The organism is Stenotrophomonas sp. MH181796, assembly GCF_009659995.1.
Lineage (GTDB): Bacteria > Pseudomonadota > Gammaproteobacteria > Xanthomonadales > Xanthomonadaceae > Stenotrophomonas > Stenotrophomonas riyadhensis.
Genome location: NZ_RAHU01000006.1, coordinates 139,528 through 162,379, shown reverse-complemented (window position 1 = coordinate 162,379; position 22,852 = coordinate 139,528). Strand labels below are relative to the sequence as shown.

Here is a 22,852-nt window from a genome sequence, read left to right as displayed (position 1 = left end):
CACTTGTCTCTGCAGGCAGGCGGCAGCGTGGTCGAGGCGCGCCTGACGCCCTGGGATGAGCGCGCGCTGGGCTGCACCACTGCCGAGATCGTCCGTTTGGATGCGGCCACCACGGACCAGGCGGCCGCAATGCTGGACCAGGCCCAGGCCTGGGCCAGGCAGCAGGGTGTCCACTACCTGTTCGGTCGCATCGATGCCAATGCGCATGCGTTGCGTGCTGCGGTGCTCGGCTGTGGCTTCCAGTTCGTTGAAACGTCACTGACCGTGTCACGCAGCGGCATGGGGCAACTGCCTGCGGTCCCGCGCGGGATGCTGCCTACGCTGCGGCCGGCCATTGCTGCGGACATTCCGTTGCTGCGGTCCATCGCCGCCGACGACTTCGGGCATGGCCGTTTTCTGGAAGACCCTGCCATCGACCCTGCACACGCACGTCTTCGCACCGCCAACTGGATCGAGGACCTGGTCAACGCCCAGCTGGTCCAAACCGCGGAATCACGCGGCCGTGTCATTGGCTTCCATGCAGAACGAGTCTTCGCCGACGAGCACAGGGCAGAGCTGCTGCTGACAGGTGCAGCCGCCCCGTACGCCATGCTGGCCATGCCGCTATGGATCACTGCCCTGCAATCGCTGGCTACCAGGGATATCCAGCGCTGCACGACGCTGGTGTCCGCCGCCAATACCGGCATCATCAATCTGTATGCCCGGCTTGGCTTCCAATTCAATTCATCTCTTAACGGGTTCCGGAAATTCCTATGAGCAACTCCAGCAACGAAGACCAGGTTGTAGCCGTGTTCGCCCGCGTGTTGGGCATCGATGCCTCCCAGGTGACTGACGAACTGCGCTACAACACCATTCCGCAGTGGGATTCGATCGCGCACATGTCCGTGGTCGCCGCACTGGAAGAAGCGTTCAACGTCATGATCGACATGGACGAAGTGATCGACATGAGCTCGGTCGGCAAGGCGCGCGAAATCCTGCGCAAGCACGGCGCTGCTGTCTGACAATGACGGGCACCCACGCTCCCGTTGTCATGGTTACCGGGGCCTCGCGAGGCATCGGCCGGGCCATCTGCGAACTGCTGGCAGCACAGCACGTCCAGCTGGTGATCGTCGCGCGCGATGACGACGCGCTGCGCGCGCTCGCCGCCGAGGTCACCGCACAGGGGGCACCGGAACCGATGGTCGCGGTCATCGATCTGGCCGACGTCGATGCGGTGGCCGCCGTGTTCAAGCAGATATTCAACCAGTTCGGCCGCCTGGATGGGCTGGTGAACAACGCAGGGGTCCTGCACGAAGGTCTTCTGGGCATGATCCGTGCCGAAGACATCGACCGCGTGCTGGCGGTGAATGTCAAAGCGCCGTTGATGATGATGCAGTATGCAAGCCGGTTGATGGCGCGAACCCGGAAGGGCAGCATCGTCAACCTCGTCTCGATCATGGGCGTCAATGGCGCTGCAGGATTGAGCCTGTATTCGGCAAGCAAGGCGGCACTGGTCGGTGCAACCCGATCCGCGTCGAAGGAACTGGCTGCCAAGGGCATTCGCGTGAATGCGATTTCGCCGGGTTTCATCGATACCGACATGACCCGCGCCATGCCGCAGGCCGCCCACGCCAAGCGGGTGGAATCGATCGGCATGGGCCGCGCAGGAACGCCGCGCGAAGTGGCCGAGCTGGTCGCGTTCCTGCTCGGCGACAGCTCCGCCTACATCACAGGCCAGATCATCGGCATCGACGGACAGATGGTGGTCTGAATGCAGTTCTGGCAGTTGGCGCACGGCAACCGCACTGCGCTCATCGAGGGAACACGGACGCTCAGTTATGACGAACTGGGCGTGCTGGCCGATACCCTGGCCACGCACCTGCCCGCCGGGCGGGGCATGGGCGTGCTGGCGATGCCCAGCACGATCGACGCGGTCGCGCTCTATCTGGGCGCCCTGCGCAGTACCCGTCAGGTACCCCTGCTGATCCAGCCCGATGTCGACCCGGAGCTGCTGGACGCGCTGCTGACCCAGTACGCGCCGGACTGGCTTGCCATGCCGGGCACGGCGCCGGCGGGTTACCGGACGGTGCATGTCGCAGGCACTCTGGGCATCCACCTGCGCGAAACCCACCTCACGCTCCCATCGCCGCATGGCGACCTGGCGCTGCTGCTGAGCACATCGGGCAGTACGGGTTCATCCAAGCTGGTGCGGTTGTCCGCGCAGGGCCTGGCCGCGAACACGGCATCGATCGTTGCCTATCTCGGCCTGGGTCCCGAAGACCGCGCCATCACCACATTGCCGTTGGCCTATTCGTTTGGCATGTCCATCCTCAACAGCCATCTGGGCTGTGGTGGCTGCGTGGTGCTGAGCGAAGACAGCCTGATGACCCGCGAGTTCTGGGAAGCCGCACGCGGCAATGCGGTCACCTCCCTGTCCGGGGTTCCGGCCACCTACGAAATACTGCGCCGCATGGGCCTTGCGCGCCTGCAGCTGCCCAGCCTGCGCATGCTGACCCAGGCCGGTGGCCGCCTGCGCGACGAACTGGTCCAGCATTTTGCCGAGTCTGCCAAGGACCACGGCCTGCAGTTCTTCGTCATGTACGGCCAGACCGAAGCCTCGCCCCGCATCAGCTATGTTCCCTCCGAGCGGCTGCTGGACAAGATCGGCAGCATCGGCGTTGCGGTGCCGGGTGGTCGTATGCATGTCGATGCGGAAAGCAGTGAACTGGTCTACGAGGGGCCCAATGTCATGATGGGCTATGCCACCTCGCGCGAAGGACTTGCGCGCCCCGACGAACTGCACGGCCTGCTTCGCACGGGCGATCTGGCCCGTGTGGATGACGAAGGGTTCCATTACATCACCGGGCGCGCCAAACGGTTCCTGAAGATCTCCGGCAACCGCGTCAATCTCGACGAAGTGGAAGCGATGCTGTCGACCGCGCTCGGCCGTCAGATCGCCTGCTCGGGCAATGACGACGATCTGGTCGTATTCAGCCATGGCGATGCCCCCGCTGCGCAGGACAACGTCCGCCAACTGGTGCAGGCGCGCTACAAGCTGTTCGGCGGCCTGGTCCGCTGCATCCATCTGGATTCGCTGCCGCTGCTGTCCAGCGGCAAGATCGACTATCTGTCGCTGCGGCAGCTCGCCGCGCAAGGAGCACGTCAATGAACGCAGGCACGGACAGTTCGCTGGCAGCGGCTGCGCTGGAAGCGGAGGTCTATGGGCTGGGCCGCCAGGCCAAGCGCGAATGGCTGCTGGACGGCCTGCAGTCGCTCACCCGGCATCACCACCTGTCCTGCCCGCCCTACCGCGCCATGCTCGATGCATTGTGGCGCGGCGGCCAGGCGGACTCGCTGGAATCGCTGCCCTGGCTGCCGGTCCGGCTGTTCAAGCAGATCGACCTGAAGAGCGTCGCCGACGACCAGGTACTGCGCACGCTGGTTTCCAGCGGCACCACGGGCGCTGCCGTCTCGAGGATCTTCCTCGACGCGGAAACCGCACGCGCGCAGACCCGCGCCCTGACGCGGATCTTCTCCCACTTTGCCGGCAACCGCCGGATGCGCATGCTGGTGATCGACGACGACTCGTTCCTGCGCGATCGCAGCCGCTTCAACGCGCGCGCAGCCGGCATCCTGGGCTTCTCCAACTTCGGCCGCGACCATCTGTACCTGCTCGACGAACAGCTGCAGCCCGACTGGGCAGCTCTGGCGCACTGGCTGGCCAACGCCCCGGACGAACCGGTACTGCTGTTCGGCTTCACCTTCATCGTCTGGCAGTCCTTTGTCCAGGCTGCCGCACGCGACGGCGTAACGCTGCGCTTCCCCGAAGGCAGCATGCTGGTGCATGGCGGCGGCTGGAAGAAGATGGACGAACAGAAGGTCGACAATGCCGCTTACAAGGCCTCGCTATCCAGCACCTTCGGTATTGATCGCGTCCACAATTATTACGGCATGGTCGAGCAGGTCGGATCGATTTTCTTCGAGTGCGAGCACGGTCATCTTCATGCACCGGCTTATGCCGATGTGATCATTCGTGACCTGCAGGATCTCAGCCCAACAGCCAATGGAACCGCAGGTGCCGTGCAGGTGCTGAGCCTGCTGCCTGGCAGTTACCCGGGGCACAGCCTGCTCACCGAAGACCTGGGCGTGATCCACGGCGAGGACGATTGCCCTTGCGGTCGACTCGGGAAGCATTTCAGCGTACTGGGCCGCATCAAGAACGTTGAAGTCCGCGGCTGCAGCGACACACGAACGGTACCCCGCGCATGACACAGATCCTGTTCTCCATTGACGCAGACGCGGCGCTGCCGGATCAGCTGGCGCGCCTGGCCACGCTGCCGCCGCTGTCACCCTTCAGTGCGGAGGCGCGCGCGTTCGTTGCCGATTTCGCACGACGTGTGTTCGCGCTGCCGGTGCTGCGCGAGCATCCCGAACTGGCGACGCTGGCGCACTGGTTCCGTCCGGCGGCGCAGGAGCAGCTGTCGCGGCGCCTGCTGGCGCCGTCCACCGAACACCTGCTGGCACGTGGCCTGGTGTTCCATCTTGCGCCGGCCAACGTCGATGTGCTGTTCGCCTATGCCTGGCTGATGTCCGTGCTGGCCGGCAATCGCAACGTAGCCCGCCTGTCGCAGAAGCACAGTCCCCAACGCGAGGCACTGGTCTCGATCCTGCACGCCATGCGCGAGGAAGGGCTGCATGCCGACGTCCTGCAGCGCAGCGTGCTGCTGACCTATCCGCATGATGACGCGGTGACTACGTTGATCTCCCGCAGCTGCCATGCGCGGATCATCTGGGGCGGCGACGCAACGGTCGCCAAGATCCGTTCCTTGCCGCTGGCGCCGTTGGCCGTTGAACTCGCCTTCCCGGATCGATTCGGTGTGGCAGCCATCGATGCCGCGCATGTACTGCAGAGCAGCGACGCGGACCTGCAGCAGCTTGCCCACCGGTTCGTCAACGATGTTCTCTGGTTCGGCCAGCAGGCGTGCTCTTCACCCCGCACCCTGTACTGGGTTGGCGCGCAGGAAACAGTGGAGGCCGCGCGTGCACGGTTCTGGCCTGCGGTACGCTCGCAATCCGGCGCCGTCGCAGATGAGCCCGCCGCGATGATGGCCCGGGTGACCGATGCCCACCTGATGGCCGCACTCTCCTCCGATGGGCTGCATTCGGGCACGTCACTGGGCACCTATCCCCTTACGCTCGATGCTGCCCGCGCCGATGGAAACCTGCGCGAGCTGCAGAGTGGCCACGGGCTGGTGGTGGACGTTCAGTTGGACACGCTGGAAGCACTGGCGCCACAGCTGGATGATCGCGACCAGACGCTCGTCGTGCAGGGTTTCCCGCGGGAATCGCTGATCAAGCTGCTTGACCGGCTCGGTAATCGTGCCATCGACCGCATCGTGCCTTTCGGCCGCGCACTCGACTTCCACCCGGTCTGGGACGGCACCGACCTGCTGGACGTGCTGACCCGCAAGATCACCCTGCCAGGGAACTGAGACGATGAGCTACCTCTTCATCGCGTTGACGATCATGCTGACGGTCTACGGCCAGCTGATCCTGAAGTGGCAGGTAGGCGTCCACGGCCACCTGCTTTCCGCGCCGCTGCAGCCGTTGAACGTGCTGCAACTGCTGCTCAAGCCATGGGTCATTTCCGCCTTTGCGGCGGCCTTCGGCGCGTCCCTGTGCTGGATGGCCGCCATCAGCAAGATGCCGATCAGCCGGGCCTACCCGTACATGGCGATCAACTTCTTCCTGGTCGCGCTGTTTGCCAGCGTGATATTCCGGGAGCAGCTGGACGGATACAAGATCGCCGGAACGCTGATCATCATGCTGGGTGTGGTCGTGCTGTCACGATCGGTCGCCTGACACTATTCCAACGCCCACCCTGCGAGGCACACTCTTGATTCCCTTCAACAAGCCCTTCATGACTGGTCGTGAGCTCTGGCACATTGCGCAGGCGCACGCCAACGGCCACCTGTCCGGCGACGGTCAGTTCACCAAGCGCAGCCACGCCTGGCTGGAGCAGCGCACCGGGGCGCAGCGGGCGCTGCTGACCCACAGTTGCACGGCCGCGCTGGAGATGGCGGCGCTGCTGCTCGACCTGCAGCCCGGTGACGAAGTGATCATGCCGTCCTACACCTTCGTTTCCACCGCCAACGCGTTTGTTCTGCGGGGCGCGGTCCCGGTGTTCGTCGACATCCGTGAAGACACGTTGAACCTGGATGAACGCCTGGTCGAAGCAGCGATCACCCCGCGCACCCGGGCCATCTGCGCAGTCCACTATGCGGGCGTCGCATGTGAGATGGATACCCTGGTCGACATCGCTGCACGTCATGGGCTGGCGCTTGTCGAAGATGCTGCCCAGGCCATCATGTCCAGCTACAAGGGGCGGCCACTGGGCACCATCGGGGAGCTGGGCGCCTTCAGCTTCCATGAGACCAAGAACATCATCTCGGGGGAAGGCGGTGCTCTTCTCTGTCGTGACGCTGAGTTTGGCGAGCGCGCCGAGATCCTGCGCGAGAAGGGCACGAATCGCAGCCGCTTCTTCCGCGGACAGGTCGATAAGTACACCTGGGTCGATGTTGGCTCATCGTTCCTTCCCGGTGAGATCACCGCGGCGTTCCTCTGCGCGCAGATAGAGGAAGCAGACCAGATCACCGCGCGTCGACTGGCAATCTGGGAGCGGTATCAGCAGTGGGCGGCTCCGCATGAGGCCGCCGGCCACCTGCGTCGGCCGGTCGTGCCGGACGACTGCCAGCACAACGCGCATATGTTCTACATGCTGCTCCCGGACCTCGATGCCCGCACGCGATTCATAAGCGAAATGAAGGCCCGCGGCGTGCAGACCGTGTTCCATTACATCCCGCTGCATTCCGCCCCGGCTGGACTGCAGGCAGGGCGTACACACGGCGATCTGCGCAACACCAACGAGCTCAGCGAGCGGCTGGTCCGCATGCCGTTGTGGATCGGCGTTGAGGATCATCTCGATGCGATCTTCGCAGCCGCCGATGAAGTCCTGGGCATGGCGGAATGACAAGCGCCTCCCAACCGGCCGCCGGATTGCTCCATCAGTGTTCCAGCTGGTGGCAGGGGTTGGCTCGGTTCCGTAGAGGCCAACTAATCGTTCTGGTCATCGCCGCGTTGCTGGTCGTGCTGGCGGGCTCCCGCCGGTACAGCAATGCCGAGCTCACGCTCGACGTGGAACTGCCGGCTGCCGGCTCATTGCAGGTCTTCTTCGACCAGGGCAATGGTTTCTCCGAGGCCGGGTCAGTGACGCGGGAGCTGCCCGCAGGCAGCTCGCATCTGCAGCTGCAGCTCCCACCGGGACGTACATTCACGCTTCGCCTGGATCCTCCCACCAGCGCGTCGACCGTCGCTGTACGCGATGTGCGGATCGAGGGCTCAATGCCCTCGGCTGTGGCCCCGCTTGTCCCGACCCATCTGAACGAGCTCGTTCCCATCGAAGCGCTAGGCCAGGATGGGCGCTACCAGGTGCTGCCAGATGCTGGCGACCCGCAACTGGTGATGGCACTTCCCACGCCTGCGGAAAATGCGTCGCGCTTGCAGCATCGACTTGCCCGGCTGGCCTGGGTCGGCCTCGGCCTTTGTCTTGCGATTGCGATGGGCCTGCAGATGGCTCATACCGGTAGCTATGCATGGCCATCACTGATCTGCGCATCGCTGGTGCTCGCGCTCGCAGGGTTTGCCACCCTCTCTCCCTCGGTCAGCCCTGACGAGGATCTGCATGAGGCGGGTGCACGTTATTTCAACAGTCATTGGCTGCCGCCGGCGCTTGATTCGCCGGAGATGCTGCCCTCGTACCAGGCGAGTCCCTACGGCGTCAGCTATCTCGCCGAATGGAACGTGACGTATTTGTTCGCAGGCAAAGCGAGCAACGTCGCAGCGCAGGCTGGTCTGACCGAACGTCAGGGATTCAGGCTCTACCAGGCATCGATATTGCTATTACTGATCGCAGCCGTTTTCCTGCTGCGTCTCTCGCCGTTCACTCTCGTACCGGTCCTGGTCACGCCGCAGGCGTGGTATGTCTTTTCGTACATGAACGGCGATGCGCTTCCTCTGGCCGCCGCAAGCCTTGCTGCAGGCATTGCGTTGACACGCGAGAGTCCGCTGCGCAGCTACCTGCTGGGTGAGCGCCACGCCGAGCGGGTGGTGATCGTGCACGCCCTGCTGTTCGCGCTGTGCCTGGGCCTGCTTATCATCTCCAAGCGGAACTATTGGCCAGTCGCGGTCTTCATCGCCACCACGCTGGCATCAGCCGGATTGCGCCTGCCCGTCCGCTCGTCGCTCGCCATGGCGATCGTCTGCACGTCGGGAATTCTGTGGGCGGCCGGAGGACACGCACTTCATCAAGCTTACGGACTCGGCTGGCTCCTGGCCGTCCTGTCCGCCACTTCGGTGATGATCCTGGCTTACGACGGCTGGAGACTTGCCCGCAGCCGGATGCTGGCGCCTGCCTACCGCCTCGGCGCGCTGTTTGCGCTGGCTCTGGCGTTGGCAGCTCCATGGATCGCAGTGGATGTCCTGCGCAACGGCAGTGGCTCGCAGAAGGCGGAGCTGGTCGATCATCTACGTGAAGTCCATGCAGCTCCCGGTTTCAAGCCCAGCGACGCGGCACCGTCCCCCGGCCTTCGCATGTACGAACAGGGCTATTCGCTCCCGCAGATGCTCCAGCCTCCCCTGCTATGGCAGGTGGCCACGGCCAAAAGCCTGTTCGGCGTCTACGGCTACATGCAGTACTACGCTCCACTGGCCTACTACCAGGCGATCTGGGGACTGACTACGCTGCTGGTGCTTCTGGCGCTATGCACTGCAGCGACGTCGCAGCCGCTGCAACTGGGACGCAGCCAGCTCCTGCTGGCTGCCGGCGCGGCGGTCAGCCTGCTGGGCGCGTCCCTGCTGCACAGCTGGACCTATGATTTCCAGGCACAAGGCAGGTACGTGCTCGGCATCTGTGTACTGCTCGGCGCCCAACTCTCACACCTGAGACCAGGCTCGCAACTCGAGCGGCTGGCACATCATGCCGTGGCTGCAGCCGTGGTACTGGGCGCCTGTTCGTTTCTGTGGATCGCAATGCCGAACCTGACGCCTTGATCCAAGGCGCCACCTGCGGATCTCCCGCAGGTGGCGTCACGTCAGGCAGTGATGCGCAACCAACGCCGTTCAACCGCCTCGGCAAAATGCCCTTCACCAACGCAATGCTGGATACGTTGCCGGATCGGCTCCAGGATGGCCCTGCTGTCGACCACCTGCTGCAGGACATCCAGCCATGCCCCTTCGTCGTTCTCGACCAGCAAGCAGTCACCGACTGCCCCGGCACTGTATGCAGGGACGTCCGACGCAAGCGTAGGCACGCCGATCGCGGCGTAATCAAGCACCTTGATGCCGCTCTTTGCCCGATTGAACGTGGTGGCCATCAACGGTGCCAGGCCGAGGTCAAATGGGCCTTGGCCGACGAACCAGCGCACGAACGCGGGATAAGATGCTCCTACATGAGCTGGCGGCGACTGCACATCGACCCAGTCAGGCAGTGCTACCGACGCCGCATTCACCCCGATCAGGGTCAACGAAAAGCTGCCAGGGCGCGATGCCTGCAGACGACCCAGCACCCTCTGCAGGAATGCGTAGTCCTCGTCGTGGGTCCTTGTACCCATGTACACCAGTTTCAACTTCGGCATTGGTTGCACTGGCGTGCGCGGGGCACCCCATAGGTCCGGATCCAGGGCGTTTGGCATGAGAACGGCGTTACCGCCGGCAGACCGGATTTCAGATGCCAGTATCTCCGTCGAGCACCAGACTTCATCAGCCACGTCGATCGACGCACGCACGGCGCTGATCAGCTTTGCGTATGCATCGCGCTCGGGGTGCTCATCCATCGCCAACAGGTTGTCGTCGATGTCATAGATCAGCCGCGCGCCGATCCTTCTGGCCAGTACGGCCATCTGCTCGATCCGGTCGGCGTCCTCGATCGCTCCCCGGTTCCACAGGATGGCGTGCGGTTTGAATGCAGCGATCTCTTCCGGCATCAGGTAGCGGACATCGGCAGCGAAGCGCTCGGTGAACGCGTGCAGACGGATGCTCGCGCACGGCGACATCACCGTGCCGTAGCGCTCGGGGATCACTGCAATCCGCAAGGCATACTGCGAGCGCAGCGCAGGACGCCGCTCCGTGCCGAATCGCTGTTTCATGCGGTTTCCTTTTCGTACAGACCTTCCAGCCACGTCACCAGCGCCTGTACCGCATCGGCCGCAGTCGCGTCATGGGCCAGCATCAGTGCATTGGGGACGCCTTCCAGCCGCTCGGTGAACGCACCGAGGCGGTTGGCGGCAATCGGCCGGCCATCGCGCAGGGCGTGCGACAGGGTGTAGGAATAGGTTTCCGGGGCCTGGGAAAGAAACAGGAACGCATCGGGGTCGTGCGCCTCGATCAGCTCGTCCAGGTCCTGCTCCGCATAGGGACCGCTCCAGCTGAATCCCGGGTTCTTGGGCATGTCCGTCTGTGGATAGCCGATCACGTGGAACGCGAGCGGTGCACGCATACGTCGCGCTTCCTCGGCAATGGCCAGCAGGTGATTCAAGCCCTTGTGCGCGGCCATCACACCCAGCAGCAGCACCCGGTACGGCCGCGCGCCTCGCCCAAGCCGGCCCGGATTCGTGTCGATGCTCGACTCGTGGTAAACGGTCTGCACGGAAATGCCGGTGTAGCGCTGCATGCGCTGCGCCGCATCCCGGCTCGGTGCGAACACTGCCTGTGCACCCAGCAGCGGCCACTGGTTGTTGGCGCGCCAGTTGCGGATGTCCGCCGCGCCGTTGGACGGGCGCTCGGCGATGCAACTGTCACAGCCGTTTTCACCAGGCTCGCCGCAGTAGTTGCCGGTAGCATCGGTCAGGGTGATCTGCGGGCAGATCGCATAGTTGTCATGCACGTGGAAGCTGTAGGGCAGCCCGGTCAGCGCCACCGCGCGACGCACCGACGGGCCAAACCCGACCAGATGGTGGATCTGCAGCGTCCCGGTGCCCAGTGCCTGCAGCATCGCGGCCAGCTCGTCGGGCGTGCGGTAGCGGAACAGGAACTCGAAGCCATCGAAGTCCGATGCATGGCTGACGCTGACCAGCCCCGACCCGTTGTTGTCCTCCATCGGCCGTACGATCACCACTTCGCCGGTTTCGGCCAGCGAGGCACGCATGGCCTGCACGGCACGCTCGGTGCCTCCGCCCCAGGTGTGGGTCAACAGCACCGAGACCGGACGCGCCCTCGCCTTCCAGACCTCCAGGGTCAGCCGCACGCGCGCCGAGAAGCCCGGATCCATCGAACAGAACCGGGCAACTTGCGAACCGTAATCGGGGTAGCGCTCGTCGATGATCTTCTGCGCGATGATCTTGCCGGGCTTGCTGTCGTCGGCGAAGCTCACTTCACCCACGTGTTCGACGAACACGTCCATGGCCAAGCGATGGCGGAAACCGAGACGACCCGAGCGCATGCAGAAGTCGTTCTCCTCGCCGTAGCCCTTGCCGAAAGCCTCGGCATCGAACAGGCCGGCCTTTTCCAGCGCGGCGCGGGAGATCAGCATGCAGAAGCCGACGCCGGTGGGAACATCCACGGCCACACCGGCATTGATGCGGCGGGTCAGGTGGTCCAGCGCCGACGCATCCATCTCCTTCGGCAGCGCGTTGGCGCCCAGCTGGGGATAGCTGCAGATCGTAGCGTTGTTGGAAAGCGCCGTGACCGAGCCGACATTGGCCCCCAGGTGGGCAACCATGCGGTCGACCCAGTCACCGGTCACGATCGTGTCACTGTTGAGCAGGAGAGCACCGATGCTGTCGGCCTGCTGCAGGGCGTGCGCCATGCCGGCATTGACGGTCAGCACGAAGCCCAGGTTCTGCGGGTTCTCGACCAGGCGTACCGACTGCTCGCGGCTGGCCAGCTCACGCAGGTAGGCGGTCACTTCCGGCTCGGGCGAGCAGTCGTTGTAGATGTGCAGCCGGGTACGGCTGCGGTTGTGCGAGCGCAGCACCGAATCGATGCAGTTGCGCGTCTCTTCCAGGCCGCGGTAGACCGGCAGGACGATGTCGACCACGCCGTCCTGGAGCGGCGCGTCGGCAGGCGCCACGGGCGCGGCAAGATCGCACAGCGAGAAGGGACGCTTGCCCAGCTCGCGACCACCGCGGCGACCCACCGCCAGGTAGTTCGCCAGCGCGTTCATGCCGGTCAGCGCAACATCCGGATTCTGGTCCAGATACTGTCGCGCGTTGAATTCTGGCCCCGGGCTGCGTCCTTCCGCCGCGCCATGCGCGAAGAAATGTGCGAACGGGTCGTTGCCTCCCACATCCGGATAGGTTTCCAGATACCACGCCGGCGCGAAGTACGGATTGGGCAGGCGTCCTTCGGGAATGCCGTCATAGAGGAAATGCACCAACGGATTGGCGCCGCTGTCGCGCACGTCCGGGTACTGGTTGAGGTACCAGTCCTGGTCGAACAATGGGTGTGGCGTTCCCGAGTTGTGGTAATCCACCAGGTACTGGCCGAGCACCGGCCGCAGGCCGCTGGACGACGGTGCGGTGCGCCGGCAGTAGCGCGGATCGAACCACGGGCTGGGTGCCAGGCCGAGGCGGTCGCCGATGAACAGGTACTGCATCAGGGCATCAAGCGGGGACGCCTTGAGGCCGAAACGCGCGCAGTACCACGCAGGGTCGAACAGCGGGCTCGGTGACTTCCCTTCGGCATTGCCAAAGGACAGGAAGTGGCTGGGGCCTTCGGCGGCCGCCCCGGGCGAACGCAGGATGAAGCGCGCGTACCAGTGCCAGTCACAGCACCCCGCCCGACGGGCAACCAGCAGCTTCAGGCGATCGGGAACCGGTGCGAACCAGTTGATGGACAGCACCTTTGCCGCCACCCGCTTGAGGCCACGCTTGAGTAGGGTCTTGTCGATGGACATGTAGGTGCCTTGCGGGATCCTGTTTGTTCAGCGGCCAAGGGCACGGCGCCACCACGGGCGCACGAGGAGATTGAGTTTCCGGTCCTGCTCGTCCAGGCGCGGGATCACCGACGCCACCACATTGGCGACCGAGGCTTCACGGGAATGGTCCAGTGCCTGGCGCGTCTCGCTCATCCCTTCGATAACGCGACGCTCCAGCAGTGACAGGCCCTGGGCCAGGCTCGGCAACTGCGACTCCACTATCGCGTAATGCTCCTCGGTGGCGTAGCTGCTCTTTTCCAGCAGTGCGCGCAGGCGTGCTTCCTCGGCGTTGAGCCGCCCGATCTCGCCATGGGCGGCGGCCAGGCCGTGGTTCACCCGTTCGATCTCTTCCACGTTCTTGATGTTGCGACCCAAGGCATCGAAGAACTGGTTGATGGTAGCGAACAGGCCATCACGCGCAGCCTGGGCGAGTTGCAGCAGTGCCTGCGGCTGCTCCTCGCCCACCAGCAGCACGCCGAGCCCATGGGTGTGGGTGAATTCAAACGACGGGAACTGCGAGGATATCTCGCTCCAGTACTGCCACACGCCAAATCCGCGCTCGCGCACGCAGCTGTCGTGGAACAACACCACCGCGCGCGGCGACAGCTTTCTGCGCCACGTCTCGAAGTCTTCGCGGACGGCTTCGTAGGTGTGCAGACCGTCCACATGCAGGACATCGACCGATCCATCCGCGAAGTACTCCAGCGCCTGGTTGAAGCGCATCCGCATCATCTCGGAAATGCCAGCGTAGTGGCGCTGCTGGTAATCGCGGAGCTCGGCATAGATCTCATTGCCGTAGAAACCGGCATGCTCGTCGCCTTCCCAGGTATCCACCGCGAACACCCGCGCACTGACCTGCTGGGTTTCCACCGCTTGGCAGAAGGCAAGGAACGAGGCGCCGTTGTGCGTACCCAGCTCCACGATGCTCTTTGGCCGCACCACTTCCACCAGCCAGCTGGCGAACGGAATGTGCCCAAGCCACGCGCTGTGCGGGAGCTTGCGGGGCATCATCAGCATGTTCGGCGACAACGGGAAATCGATCATCTCAGTCTCTATCACGTGAGCGACGCCGCAGCGTCCGGGTCGGCCAGTGCGGCCGTAATGAATGCGTCGATGCTTGGGCTGCACAGCAGGGATTCAAACTGCTTGATCCGCTCCACCGGCCAGGTCCACCAGGCTATCTGCAGCAACTGCTCGATCTGCGCCTCACTGAAGCGCATGCGCACAACACGGCCGGGGTTGCCCGCGACGATAGCGTAGGGCGGGACGTCCCTGCTGACCACAGCACCGGCGCCGATGCAGGCGCCGTGGCCCACAGTCACTCCGGAGAGAACCAGCGCGCCATGGCCGATCCACACATCGTTGCCGATGCGGGTCACGCCTTTGCTGTGCGGATGCCCGTCCTGGCCCGCACCTGGCGAATTGAACGCAATGCGCAACGGATGAGTAGTGACCCAATCCATGCGATGCTCGCCGCCACCAAAGATCAGCACGTCTTCGGCGAAGGAACAGAACGCCCCCACTTCGATGCGCTCGCCGGCGCTCCACAGCTTGAAGGTGGCACCACCGTAGGTGAAGCGACCAATGCTGACGCGCGGATCGTCGGTGGTCAGCGGCGGGATAAAGCCATGGTTCATTCCGCTCCCCCTACCCGCTTCATGGTGACCTCATCGAAGGGGATGCCCACCAGGCCATAACGCAACTTGGGCGAGGCGACCTTGATCAGCACCGCGTCATGCAGCCACGCATGCTGGGTGTTGGCGAACGGATCACCGTCGGCAATGGAAACGGTCATCGAGTAATCGCCGTTGGGCAGCATCGGCAACGTGAAGCGGAAACTGGCCTCAAGCGTCGTCCCGGCCTCGACCTGCATCGGCGGCTGGATGTAGGTGAAGGTGTGCTCGCCGAACAGCGACTGACCCAGCCGGTCCTTCACGAAGAAACCAATCAACGGGCTGGACAGCGCCTGGTGTGCAGTGGCCCGCACGCGCAGCAGCACATCCTCGCCACCGGCGAACGAGGTGAGGGTTTCGCCCTGGGGATCGCTGAGCAGCACCGAATCAATGCTGGCGACACCGGACTGCCAGCCAGCCGAATTGGCAACGTTATCGAACATTTCCAGACGCGTGTCCTGCTCCACCTGGGCCTTGGACCGCGGCTTTGCCGGCGCCGCATCACGCGAGGCCTGGCGCGAGGTCAGCTTCACCGTGTCGCCGTACACCTCCTGCGAGCAGTACTCGATGTAGGCGTTGCAGGTGTCTTCGGCAGTACCGTGCATGACCATGTCGCCACGGTTGAGCCACACCGCGCTCTGGCAGAAATTGAGCACCGAGGAGGTGTCATGGCTGACGAACAGCAGCGTGCCGGTTTCGCGGAACTTGCGCAGGAAGCGCATGCACTTCTGCACGAAGATGGCGTCGCCCACGGCCAGCGCTTCGTCGATGACCAGGATGTCCGCATCGACGTGCGCGATGACCGCGAACGCCAGTCTCACGTACATGCCGCTGGAGTACGTCTTCACCGGCCGGTCGACGAAGCTGCCGATGTCGGCGAAGGCAATGATGTCGTCGAACCGGGCGTCGATCTGCTCGCGGGTCAATCCGAGGATCGAGGCGCTCAGGTAGACGTTCTCGCGTCCGCTGAATTCCGGGTTGAAACCCGCGCCAAGTTCCAGCAGGGCCGCCACGCGCCCCTTGACCTCGACCGTTCCGGAGGTGGCCTGCAGGGTGCCGCAGATGATCTGCAGCAACGTCGACTTGCCCGACCCGTTGCGGCCGATGATGCCGACCGTGTCGCCGCGCCTCACTTCGAAATCAACGCCCTTCAGCGCCCAGAACTCGTCGTAGTAGCGGCGCGGCGCCAGGCCTGCGGCACGACGCAGGCGCGGCAGCACAGCTTGCTTCAGCCGCTGGTGCGGCTGGTCATAGATCTGGAAGCACTTGGTGACGCCGCTGACCCGGATCGCGACATCACTGGAGGGATCAGAGGACATCGGCAAACCCCCGGCGCATTTTCTGGAACGTCGCAAAACCGAACCACGCGACAAGCGCAGCGCCTACTGCGTACTTGCCCAGCCCGATGAAGTCCGGGACATGACCCCACAGCAGGACCTCACGTGCCTGTTCGATGATGAACGTGAGCGGGTTGAGATAGATGTACGGCTGCAGCGTCTCCGGCAGGGCCTGCACCGGATAAAGCACCGGTGCCATGAACAGCATCACCGTGGTGACGATGCCGGTGACCTGGCCGATGTCACGCAGGTAGACACCCAGTGCCGCCAGCAGCCAGGACACACCCATGGTGCCGACCACCAACGGGAGGATCACCACCGGCAGCCACAGTGCGGTCAGCGGGATCGAGCCGCGCAGGAGCAGCTGGGCGATCAGCAGGACCACCACCGAAACCATCGAATGGAACAGGGTGGCACCCATCGCGACCCACGGCAGGGTCTCCAGCGGGAACACGACGCGCTTCACGTAGCTGGCACTGTTGAGTATCAGCCCCGGGGCACGGTTGATGCACTCGGCGAACACGCCGTGGACGATGATGCCGACGAACAGGATTACGGCGAAATCACCATGGTTGCTGGTTTCCACGCCCCAGCGCGCCTTGAACACCACCGAGAAAACGAAGGTGTAGACCGCCAGCATCAACAATGGATTGAAGAAGGACCACGCCAGCCCGAAGACCGAACCTCGATACCGGCTGATGACCTCACGCTGGGTCAACTGCCAGATCAGCATGCGATTGGAGACCAAGCTGCGGACGAGCGCACCCGGCGAACTGCCGAACTCGGCTTGGATGCCGCTCATTCCGCGGCGCCCGCCAGCGCCCTTTCCAGATCCACCTGCAGATCCCCCAGATCCTCCACACCCACGCTCAGCCTTACCAGCGCGTCGCTGATGCCCAGCTGCTCCCGCCGCGCGACCGGAATCGAGGCATGCGTCATCACTGCCGGGTGGTTGACCAGGCTTTCCACGCCGCCCAGCGACTCGGCCAGAGTGAACAGCTCGGTCTTCTCGCAGAAGCGCTTGGCCGCCTCGAAACCGCCCTTGAGCACGATCGAAACGATGCCGCCGTAACCGGCCATCTGCTTGCCGGCCAGCTCATGCTGCGGGTGCGACGGCAGGCCCGGGTAGATCACCTTTTCCACGGCCGGGTGCTTCTCCAGCCACTGCGCCAGGGCCAGCGCATTGGCGCAGTGCGCCTTCATGCGCAGCGGCAGGGTCTTCAGGCCACGCAGGGCCAGGAAGCTGTCGAACGGGCCCTGCACGCCACCCACCGAGTTCTGCAGGAAGGCCATCTGCTCGGCCAGTTCAGCGTTGTCTCCGACCACGACCATGCCGCCCACCATGTCCGAATGGCCGTTGAGGTACTTGGTGGCCGAATGCAGGACCAGGTCCGCACCCAGTTCCAGCGGACGCTGCAGCATCGGCGAGGCGAAGGTGTTGTCGACCACCACGATCAGGCCATGGCGCTTGGCGATGGCAGCGACCGCGGCGATGTCGACGATCTTCAGCATCGGGTTGGTCGGGGTCTCGATCCACACCATCTTCGTCTTCGACGTGATGGATGCCTCGAACGCGGCCAGATCGGTCAGGTCGACGAAGCTGAAATCCAGCCCGGCGGTGCGGCGACGCACGCGCTCGAACAGGCGGAAGCTGCCGCCGTAGATGTCGTCCATCGCCACCACGTGGCTGCCGGCGTCCAGCAGCTCGATCACGGTCGAGCTGGCCGCCATGCCCGAGGCGAAGGCAAAGCCGCGGGTGCCGCCTTCCAGCGACGCCACGCAACGCTCATAGGCGAAGCGGGTCGGGTTGTGGGTGCGCGAGTACTCGAAGCCCTGGTGCTCGCCCGGGCTGGACTGTGCATAGGTCGAGGTGGCGTAGATCGGCGGCATCACCGCGCCGGTGCTGGGGTCGGGCGACTGGCCGCCGTGGATGGCCAGCGTGGCGAGGGCCAGCGCACGGTCGGGCGAGGAGGTGTTGGACATGTCGTTTCCTGAATGGCGCCGGCGTGCGGCGCCGTCAAAGGATCGGGAGTCTATCAGCGCAGCCTTAACGAGCTTTGACGCAAATAAACCGGAATTCAGCGGTGATCTGCAGCGATCAGCGGCTTACTGCACGCGACGGCGCAGATAGTTCAGCAGATCGATGCGGGTGATCAGGCCCAGGAAAGTGTCGCCGTCCATCACGATCGCCACTTGGCCGCGGTCGAACACCGGCAGCAGCGCCTCGATCGGCGACTTCACGTCCAGCCGGTCCAGCTTGCTGACCATCGCGGTGGCGACGGTGTCGCGGAAGCGTGCCTCATCACCATAGACGTGCAGCAGCACGTCGCTCTCGTCGACGATGCCGACGAGCTGCTCGCCGTCCATCACCGGCAGCTGCGACACGTCGTACAGCTTCATGCGCTGGTAGGCGGTGGTCAGCAGGTCGTTCGGACCGATCACCACGGTGTCGCGCTGGCCGTACGGACGCAGGATCAGGTCGCGCAGGTCGCCGTGCTGCGGGCGCTGCAGGAAACCGTTGTCCAGCATCCAGTAGTCGTTGTACATCTTCGACAGGTACTTGTTGCCGGTGTCCGGCACCAGCACCAGCACCTTCTTCGGCGTGGTCTGCTCCCTGCAGTACTTCAGGCCGGCGGCCAGCAGGGTGCCGGTGGACGAGCCACCCAGGATGCCTTCCTTGCCCAGCAGTTCGCGTGCGGTGTGGAAGCTCTCGGCGTCGCTGATGGCATAAGCCTTCTTGACGCGGCTGAAATCGGAAATCGACGGCAGGAAGTCCTCGCCGATGCCTTCCACCAGCCAGCTGCCCGACTTGTCGTTGAGATTGCCGTCGTTGATGTACTCGGCCAGGATCGAACCGACCGGATCGGCCAGCACCAGTTCGGTCTTCGGCGACAGCTTGGCGAAGGCACGCGACAGGCCGGTCATGGTGCCTGAACTGCCACAGCCGAACACGATGGCGTCGAGGTCACCGCCCATCTGTTCGAGGATTTCCGGGCCGGTACCAAATTCATGCGCGGCCGGGTTGTCCGGGTTGCCGAACTGGTTGATGAAGTAGGCGCCCGGGGTCTGCTCGGCGATGGTCTTGGCCAGGTCCTGGTAGTACTCCGGATGGCCCTTGGCCACGTCCGAGCGGGTCAGGCGCACTTCGGCGCCCATCGCCTTCAGGTTGAATATCTTCTCGCGGCTCATCTTGTCGGGAACGACCAAGATCAGCTGGTAGCCCTTCTGCTGGGCCACCAGGGCGAGGCCCAGACCGGTGTTGCCGGCGGTACCTTCAACCAGGGTGGCGCCCGGCTTCAGGTCGCCGCGCTTTTCCGCCGCCTCGATCATCGACAGGCCGATGCGATCCTTGATCGATCCGCCCGGGTTGGCGCTCTCCAGCTTCAGGTAGAGCTCGCAGACGCCGGTGTCCAGGCGCTGGGCCTTGACGATCGGGGTCTGGCCGATGAGTTCGAGGACGGAAGAATGGATGGGCATTCGGAGGACTTTCGGTTCGCGCCGCACAGGGCCGGACCGATGATTATCCGACGGATGGCGATGAAAGTCAGGTCGGCAGGGCCGCAGCCCATCCACCGTAAAAAAGAGATGCGGACGGCCCCGGATCGACGAGGAGACCGGTACCGCCCGCATCGGTGAGCTGTGCCTGCAGGCCAAGGCACCACCGCTTGTGGTGCCTTGGCGCGGCCGCCTCATCGGCGGTGCCGCGATGCCGGGGCAGGAGCGCCCGGCGGGGCCATCGATGGCCGGGTCACGCCGTTCCGGGCGCGACGGGGTGCGTCAAAGCGTGGGGGACGTCGTTGGGAGCGGTGTTTCGTACATTCGCAGAAGTCGTTGCTTGGCCAGCAGCTTCTCGCGCTTCATGCGACCCAGGGTGACATCATCGATCGGGAGTACACCCAACTCCGCGTCCATGCACTTCTTGTTCAACTTGCGGTGCTGGTCATGGAGTGCCCTGAACTCCGGATCACGCGCGCGACGGGCGTCGATCTCGCTCTGGGGCTGATCTTCAAACATGATGGACCTCCTTCGACAGATACACGAACGCCCCGGCCGCAAGGCACGGGGCGTTGTTCATGGAGGAGCGCCGGTCGATGCCCACCTGGACGCCTGCAACGACCTGCGGCACTGGCCTGCGCACGTCGATCTGCTGCGGTTCGCGCCCTGTTTGCATCGGCCCGGCCCTCCCATCGTCCGGTCCGCGGCATTGCGTCCCGGACGATTGACCCTACGCCTGCTCAAGGCGGGGTACAAGACCCCTGCGGCAAAAAGACCGAACCCCGCCGGGGCGGGGTTCAGGCTGAATGCTCATCGCAACGAAAAACAAACAATATCAAGCAATTACGGGGCGATGATGACCTCGGCCGAGCGTGCCCGGGTGGACGCCGCCTTCTTGCCGCTGAGCTGGATCCGGTTGCTGGCGACACCGGCCGCGACCAGGGCGTCGCGCAGCGCTTCGGCGCGTTTCTGGCCGACGCCGTTGGCACTGTCGTAGGCCTCGATGCGCAGGCGGCCCTTCTTGCCGATGTTCAGGTACTCGGCCAGTGCCTTGGCCTGGTTGCGGGCGCCACCGGACAGGCTGGAGGCGCCGGCGGCGAATGCGTCACCACTGAAGGTGAAGACCTCGCCACGGCCATCGAACTTCGAGCCCGGCAGCTTCTGCCCGGACACCAGCTCGGCTTCCTCGCGGGCCAGCTTGGCGGCGTTCTGCTGGGCGGCGCTGAGGCGCTGCTGCTGCTTGCCAGCCACACTGGTCAGGGCGTTCTCGGCATCCTGACGGGCCAGGGTCTCGGCCTCGGCGGCCTGGCGCAGGCGCTCAGCCTCCTCGGCCTGCATCTGCGCCTGCATGCGCAGTTGCTCGGCCTCCTGGCGGGCACGGGCGGCATCGCGGCGGCTGGCCTCGATCAGCAGGTCGCTGCGGGTGCGTTCGAGACGATCGACCTCACGCGCGGCCAGTGCGGTACGCACGGCGGTCTCGGCAATCTCCACCCGGCGCTCGGCCAGGTAGGTGGCCAGTTCCTGGTCACGGCGCTTGGCCTTGTCCAGGGTGGCAATGGCCTGCTGGGCCTGCATGCGCTCGAAGGCGCCCAGCTCAGCCGTGTCGGGATTGGCCTGGATGGCCATCAGACGCTGGCTCAGCTGCGCCACCATCGGGTTGTCGGCGGCCATGGCCAGGGTCGGCAGCGCCAGCAGCGCGGCCAGGGTTGCGGCGGTCATCGGCTTCACCGGCGGTCCTCCCCGGTCGACAGCTGGCGTTGCAGCTGGTTGACCTCGTTGCGGCGCAGCTGCAGCTGCGCGGTGACGGTGGCTTCCTCGCTGCGGACACGGGCCAGGTCGGCATCGGCGGCGGCACGCAGGGCCATCGCCGGGGCGTTCTTGCGCTCGCGGCGGTCGCCGGCGGCGCGCTGGGCCTGCTCCAGCCCCTGCCGGGCCAGCCCGATCAGGTCCGGGGCGTACTGGTCGGCATCGGCCTGGGTGGCCTTGTCGACCGCCTGCCGGGCCTGCGCCAGTTCCAGCGCGGCGTCCTGCGCCCAGGCGGGAGCAGACAGTGCGAATGCAAACGCCATCACATACAGGCCATGGCGCATTCGTGCGAAGCTAAGTCGTTTCATTGGGGAGGCCGTACCGGTTGTCGGTTCACGGCCATTGTCGTCAAGCCGACACCGTGCTGGCAACGGGCGTCGGCCGTTTCGTTGGGGAAAATTCGCAATGGATATCGGCTACTTCCTGAAGCTGATGACCGAAAAGAACGCTTCGGACATGTTTCTGACCACCGGGGCACCGGTCTACATCAAGATCGAGGGGAAGCTCTATCCGCTGGGCAACACCGGCCTGCCGCCGGGCATGGTCAAGAAGATCGCCTACTCGCTGATGGACGAAGGCCAGGTGCCGCAGTTCGAGCGCGAGCTGGAGCTCAACATGGCCATCGCCCTGCCCGATGCCGGGCGCTTCCGCGTCAACGTGTTCAAGCAGCGCGGCGAAGTGGGCATGGTCATCCGCGCCATCCGCAGCCGCATCCCGAGCATCGAGGAGCTGAACCTGCCGCAGGTGCTGAAGGACGTCATCATGACCCCGCGTGGGCTGGTGCTGGTGGTGGGGTCCACCGGTTCCGGCAAGTCCACCTCGCTGGCGTCGATGATCGACCACCGCAACAGCACCACCACCGGTCACATCCTCACCATCGAGGACCCGATCGAGTACCTGCACAAGCACAAGATGTCGATCGTCAACCAGCGCGAGGTCGGGCTGGACACCCATGCCTTCCATAACGCGCTGAAGAACGCGATGCGTGAAGCGCCGGACGTGATCCTGATCGGCGAGATCCTGGATGCGGAGACGATGGAGGCGGCGATCGCCTTCGCCGAAACCGGCCACCTGTGCCTGGCCACCCTGCACTCCAACAACGCCGACCAGACCATCGAGCGCATCCTCAACTTCTTCCCGGAAAGCGCGCACAAGAACGTGCTGATGAACCTGGCGCTGAACCTGCGTGCGGTGATCAGCCAGCGCCTGGTGAAGAACAAGGAGGGCCGTCGCCTGCCGGCCACCGAGGTGCTGATCAACACGCCGATGATCCGCGACCTGCTGCGCCGCGGCCAGGTGCACGAGATCAAGGCCGCGATGGAAGGCTCGCTGGAGGAAGGCATGGAGAGCTTCGACCAGTGCCTGTTCCGGCTGGCCAAGGCGGGCATCATCGAGCAGGAGGAAGCGCTGCGCGCGGCCGACTCGCGCGATGGCCTGGCCCTGAAGTTCCGCCTGTCCGAAGGCAGCAGCGGCGAGCACGACCCATACGCCGATTTCTCGGCCGGGCAGCCAAGCATCACTCACGGGTTCTGACCGCACGAAAAAGGGGACGGAGGGGATTAAGTCGTAAGTGCACATACGACTTAATCCCC

At 64.7% G+C, this 22,852-nt stretch carries 21 protein-coding genes; 10 read left to right on the top strand and 11 right to left on the bottom strand.

Annotated elements, in window-relative coordinates; all coding sequences use genetic code 11:
• The first annotated feature begins 3 nt into the window (after positions 1 to 3).
• The 9 genes from D5301_RS15935 (at position 4) to D5301_RS15895 (ending at position 9,087) form a co-directional block, all read left to right on the top strand.
• On the top strand, positions 4 to 756 hold the full coding sequence (locus tag D5301_RS15935; protein WP_153856241.1) for a hypothetical protein: 753 nt from the start codon (positions 4 to 6) through the stop codon (positions 754 to 756).
• Entirely contained in the window at positions 753 to 1,001 is a 249-nt protein-coding gene (locus tag D5301_RS15930) for an acyl carrier protein (protein ID WP_057496711.1), read from the top strand. The genes D5301_RS15935 and D5301_RS15930 overlap by 4 nt, the downstream gene beginning before the upstream one ends.
• Before the next feature lie 29 nt (positions 1,002 to 1,030).
• Positions 1,031 to 1,750, top strand: a complete 720-nt coding sequence (locus D5301_RS15925; protein WP_267463614.1) for an SDR family NAD(P)-dependent oxidoreductase — start codon at positions 1,031 to 1,033, stop codon at positions 1,748 to 1,750.
• Complete coding sequence (locus tag D5301_RS15920; RefSeq protein WP_153856239.1) at positions 1,751 to 3,148, top strand: AMP-binding protein; 1,398 nt, start codon at positions 1,751 to 1,753, stop codon at positions 3,146 to 3,148.
• On the top strand, positions 3,145 to 4,248 hold the full coding sequence (locus D5301_RS15915; RefSeq protein WP_153856238.1) for an acyl-protein synthetase: 1,104 nt from the start codon (positions 3,145 to 3,147) through the stop codon (positions 4,246 to 4,248). The genes D5301_RS15920 and D5301_RS15915 overlap by 4 nt, the downstream gene beginning before the upstream one ends.
• The gene (locus tag D5301_RS15910) at positions 4,245 to 5,471 is read left to right on the top strand and encodes an acyl-CoA reductase (protein WP_057496715.1); all 1,227 of its coding nucleotides are present in this window, start codon (positions 4,245 to 4,247) and stop codon (positions 5,469 to 5,471) included. Before D5301_RS15915 ends, D5301_RS15910 begins: the two co-directional genes overlap by 4 nt.
• Positions 5,472 to 5,475: 4 nt before the next feature.
• Positions 5,476 to 5,841 carry an EamA family transporter gene (locus D5301_RS15905; RefSeq protein WP_057496716.1) on the top strand — a complete coding sequence of 122 codons (366 nt, stop codon included), beginning with the start codon at positions 5,476 to 5,478 and terminating at the stop codon, positions 5,839 to 5,841.
• 34 nt (positions 5,842 to 5,875) lie between these two features.
• Positions 5,876 to 7,009 (top strand): dTDP-4-amino-4,6-dideoxygalactose transaminase, encoded by a 1,134-nt coding sequence (rffA, locus tag D5301_RS15900; RefSeq protein WP_153856359.1) that lies wholly within the window; start codon positions 5,876 to 5,878, stop codon positions 7,007 to 7,009.
• A 107-nt stretch (positions 7,010 to 7,116) separates the two neighbouring features.
• Positions 7,117 to 9,087, top strand: coding sequence for a hypothetical protein (locus tag D5301_RS15895; protein WP_153856237.1), 1,971 nt, complete (start codon positions 7,117 to 7,119; stop codon positions 9,085 to 9,087).
• Positions 9,088 to 9,128: 41 nt separating this feature from the next.
• Here the strand turns inward: D5301_RS15895 and D5301_RS15890 are convergent, their stop codons facing one another.
• The 11 genes from D5301_RS15890 to D5301_RS15840 all read right to left on the bottom strand — a co-directional run bounded on the left by D5301_RS15890 (position 9,129) and on the right by D5301_RS15840 (position 21,544).
• Entirely contained in the window at positions 9,129 to 10,181 is a 1,053-nt protein-coding gene (locus tag D5301_RS15890) for a hypothetical protein (RefSeq protein WP_153856236.1), read from the bottom strand.
• Positions 10,178 to 12,928, bottom strand: a complete 2,751-nt coding sequence (locus D5301_RS15885) for a glycosyltransferase (RefSeq protein ID WP_153856235.1) — start codon at positions 12,926 to 12,928, stop codon at positions 10,178 to 10,180. The genes D5301_RS15890 and D5301_RS15885 overlap by 4 nt, the downstream gene beginning before the upstream one ends.
• A 27-nt stretch (positions 12,929 to 12,955) precedes the next feature.
• Positions 12,956 to 13,993, bottom strand: a complete 1,038-nt coding sequence (locus D5301_RS15880; RefSeq protein ID WP_153856234.1) for a class I SAM-dependent methyltransferase — start codon at positions 13,991 to 13,993, stop codon at positions 12,956 to 12,958.
• An 11-nt stretch (positions 13,994 to 14,004) separates the two neighbouring features.
• Positions 14,005 to 14,586: a CatB-related O-acetyltransferase gene (locus D5301_RS24505; protein WP_153856233.1), complete on the bottom strand. Its 582-nt coding sequence runs from the start codon at positions 14,584 to 14,586 to the stop codon at positions 14,005 to 14,007.
• The gene (locus tag D5301_RS15870; RefSeq protein ID WP_153856232.1) at positions 14,583 to 15,941 is read right to left on the bottom strand and encodes an ABC transporter ATP-binding protein; all 1,359 of its coding nucleotides are present in this window, start codon (positions 15,939 to 15,941) and stop codon (positions 14,583 to 14,585) included. The genes D5301_RS24505 and D5301_RS15870 overlap by 4 nt, the downstream gene beginning before the upstream one ends.
• Positions 15,931 to 16,761, bottom strand: a complete 831-nt coding sequence (locus tag D5301_RS15865) for an ABC transporter permease (RefSeq protein ID WP_153856231.1) — start codon at positions 16,759 to 16,761, stop codon at positions 15,931 to 15,933. Before D5301_RS15865 ends, D5301_RS15870 begins: the two co-directional genes overlap by 11 nt.
• Positions 16,758 to 17,942 carry a cystathionine gamma-synthase gene (locus tag D5301_RS15860; protein WP_153856230.1) on the bottom strand — a complete coding sequence of 395 codons (1,185 nt, stop codon included), beginning with the start codon at positions 17,940 to 17,942 and terminating at the stop codon, positions 16,758 to 16,760. The genes D5301_RS15865 and D5301_RS15860 overlap by 4 nt, the downstream gene beginning before the upstream one ends.
• A 123-nt stretch (positions 17,943 to 18,065) precedes the next feature.
• A complete protein-coding gene (locus D5301_RS15855) occupies positions 18,066 to 19,436 on the bottom strand; it encodes a pyridoxal-phosphate dependent enzyme (protein ID WP_153856229.1) in 1,371 nt (456 codons plus the stop codon).
• 300 nt (positions 19,437 to 19,736) lie between these two features.
• Positions 19,737 to 19,973 (bottom strand): YdcH family protein, encoded by a 237-nt coding sequence (locus D5301_RS15850; protein ID WP_005407964.1) that lies wholly within the window; start codon positions 19,971 to 19,973, stop codon positions 19,737 to 19,739.
• Positions 19,974 to 20,297: 324 nt separating this feature from the next.
• Entirely contained in the window at positions 20,298 to 21,182 is an 885-nt protein-coding gene (locus tag D5301_RS15845; protein WP_164162109.1) for a hypothetical protein, read from the bottom strand.
• Positions 21,179 to 21,544, bottom strand: a complete 366-nt coding sequence (locus D5301_RS15840; RefSeq protein ID WP_005415160.1) for a DUF4398 domain-containing protein — start codon at positions 21,542 to 21,544, stop codon at positions 21,179 to 21,181. Before D5301_RS15840 ends, D5301_RS15845 begins: the two co-directional genes overlap by 4 nt.
• A gap of 121 nt (positions 21,545 to 21,665) precedes the next feature.
• Here D5301_RS15840 and D5301_RS15835 point away from each other — a divergent pair, with 121 nt between their 5' ends.
• Positions 21,666 to 22,793 (top strand): PilT/PilU family type 4a pilus ATPase, encoded by a 1,128-nt coding sequence (locus D5301_RS15835; protein WP_032127971.1) that lies wholly within the window; start codon positions 21,666 to 21,668, stop codon positions 22,791 to 22,793.
• Positions 22,794 to 22,852 lie beyond the last annotated feature (59 nt).

Bases quoted from the DNA above. Each gene is read 5' to 3' on its own strand.
- D5301_RS15930 (WP_057496711.1), top strand. From the start codon at position 753: ATGAGCAACTCCAGCAACGAAGACCAGGTTGTAGCCGTGTTCGCCCGC.
- D5301_RS15925 (WP_267463614.1), top strand. From the start codon at position 1,031: ATGGTTACCGGGGCCTCGCGAGGCATCGGCCGGGCCATCTGCGAACTG.
- D5301_RS15920 (WP_153856239.1), top strand. From the start codon at position 1,751: ATGCAGTTCTGGCAGTTGGCGCACGGCAACCGCACTGCGCTCATCGAG.
- D5301_RS15915 (WP_153856238.1), top strand. From the start codon at position 3,145: ATGAACGCAGGCACGGACAGTTCGCTGGCAGCGGCTGCGCTGGAAGCG.
- D5301_RS15910 (WP_057496715.1), top strand. From the start codon at position 4,245: ATGACACAGATCCTGTTCTCCATTGACGCAGACGCGGCGCTGCCGGAT.
- D5301_RS15905 (WP_057496716.1), top strand. From the start codon at position 5,476: ATGAGCTACCTCTTCATCGCGTTGACGATCATGCTGACGGTCTACGGC.
- D5301_RS15890 (WP_153856236.1), bottom strand. From the start codon at position 10,181: ATGAAACAGCGATTCGGCACGGAGCGGCGTCCTGCGCTGCGCTCGCAG.
- D5301_RS15885 (WP_153856235.1), bottom strand. From the start codon at position 12,928: ATGTCCATCGACAAGACCCTACTCAAGCGTGGCCTCAAGCGGGTGGCG.
- D5301_RS15880 (WP_153856234.1), bottom strand. From the start codon at position 13,993: ATGATCGATTTCCCGTTGTCGCCGAACATGCTGATGATGCCCCGCAAG.
- D5301_RS24505 (WP_153856233.1), bottom strand. From the start codon at position 14,586: ATGAACCATGGCTTTATCCCGCCGCTGACCACCGACGATCCGCGCGTC.
- D5301_RS15870 (WP_153856232.1), bottom strand. From the start codon at position 15,941: ATGTCCTCTGATCCCTCCAGTGATGTCGCGATCCGGGTCAGCGGCGTC.
- D5301_RS15865 (WP_153856231.1), bottom strand. From the start codon at position 16,761: ATGAGCGGCATCCAAGCCGAGTTCGGCAGTTCGCCGGGTGCGCTCGTC.
- D5301_RS15860 (WP_153856230.1), bottom strand. From the start codon at position 17,942: ATGTCCAACACCTCCTCGCCCGACCGTGCGCTGGCCCTCGCCACGCTG.
- D5301_RS15855 (WP_153856229.1), bottom strand. From the start codon at position 19,436: ATGCCCATCCATTCTTCCGTCCTCGAACTCATCGGCCAGACCCCGATC.
- D5301_RS15850 (WP_005407964.1), bottom strand. From the start codon at position 19,973: ATGTTTGAAGATCAGCCCCAGAGCGAGATCGACGCCCGTCGCGCGCGT.
- D5301_RS15840 (WP_005415160.1), bottom strand. From the start codon at position 21,544: ATGCGCCATGGCCTGTATGTGATGGCGTTTGCATTCGCACTGTCTGCT.
- D5301_RS15835 (WP_032127971.1), top strand. From the start codon at position 21,666: ATGGATATCGGCTACTTCCTGAAGCTGATGACCGAAAAGAACGCTTCG.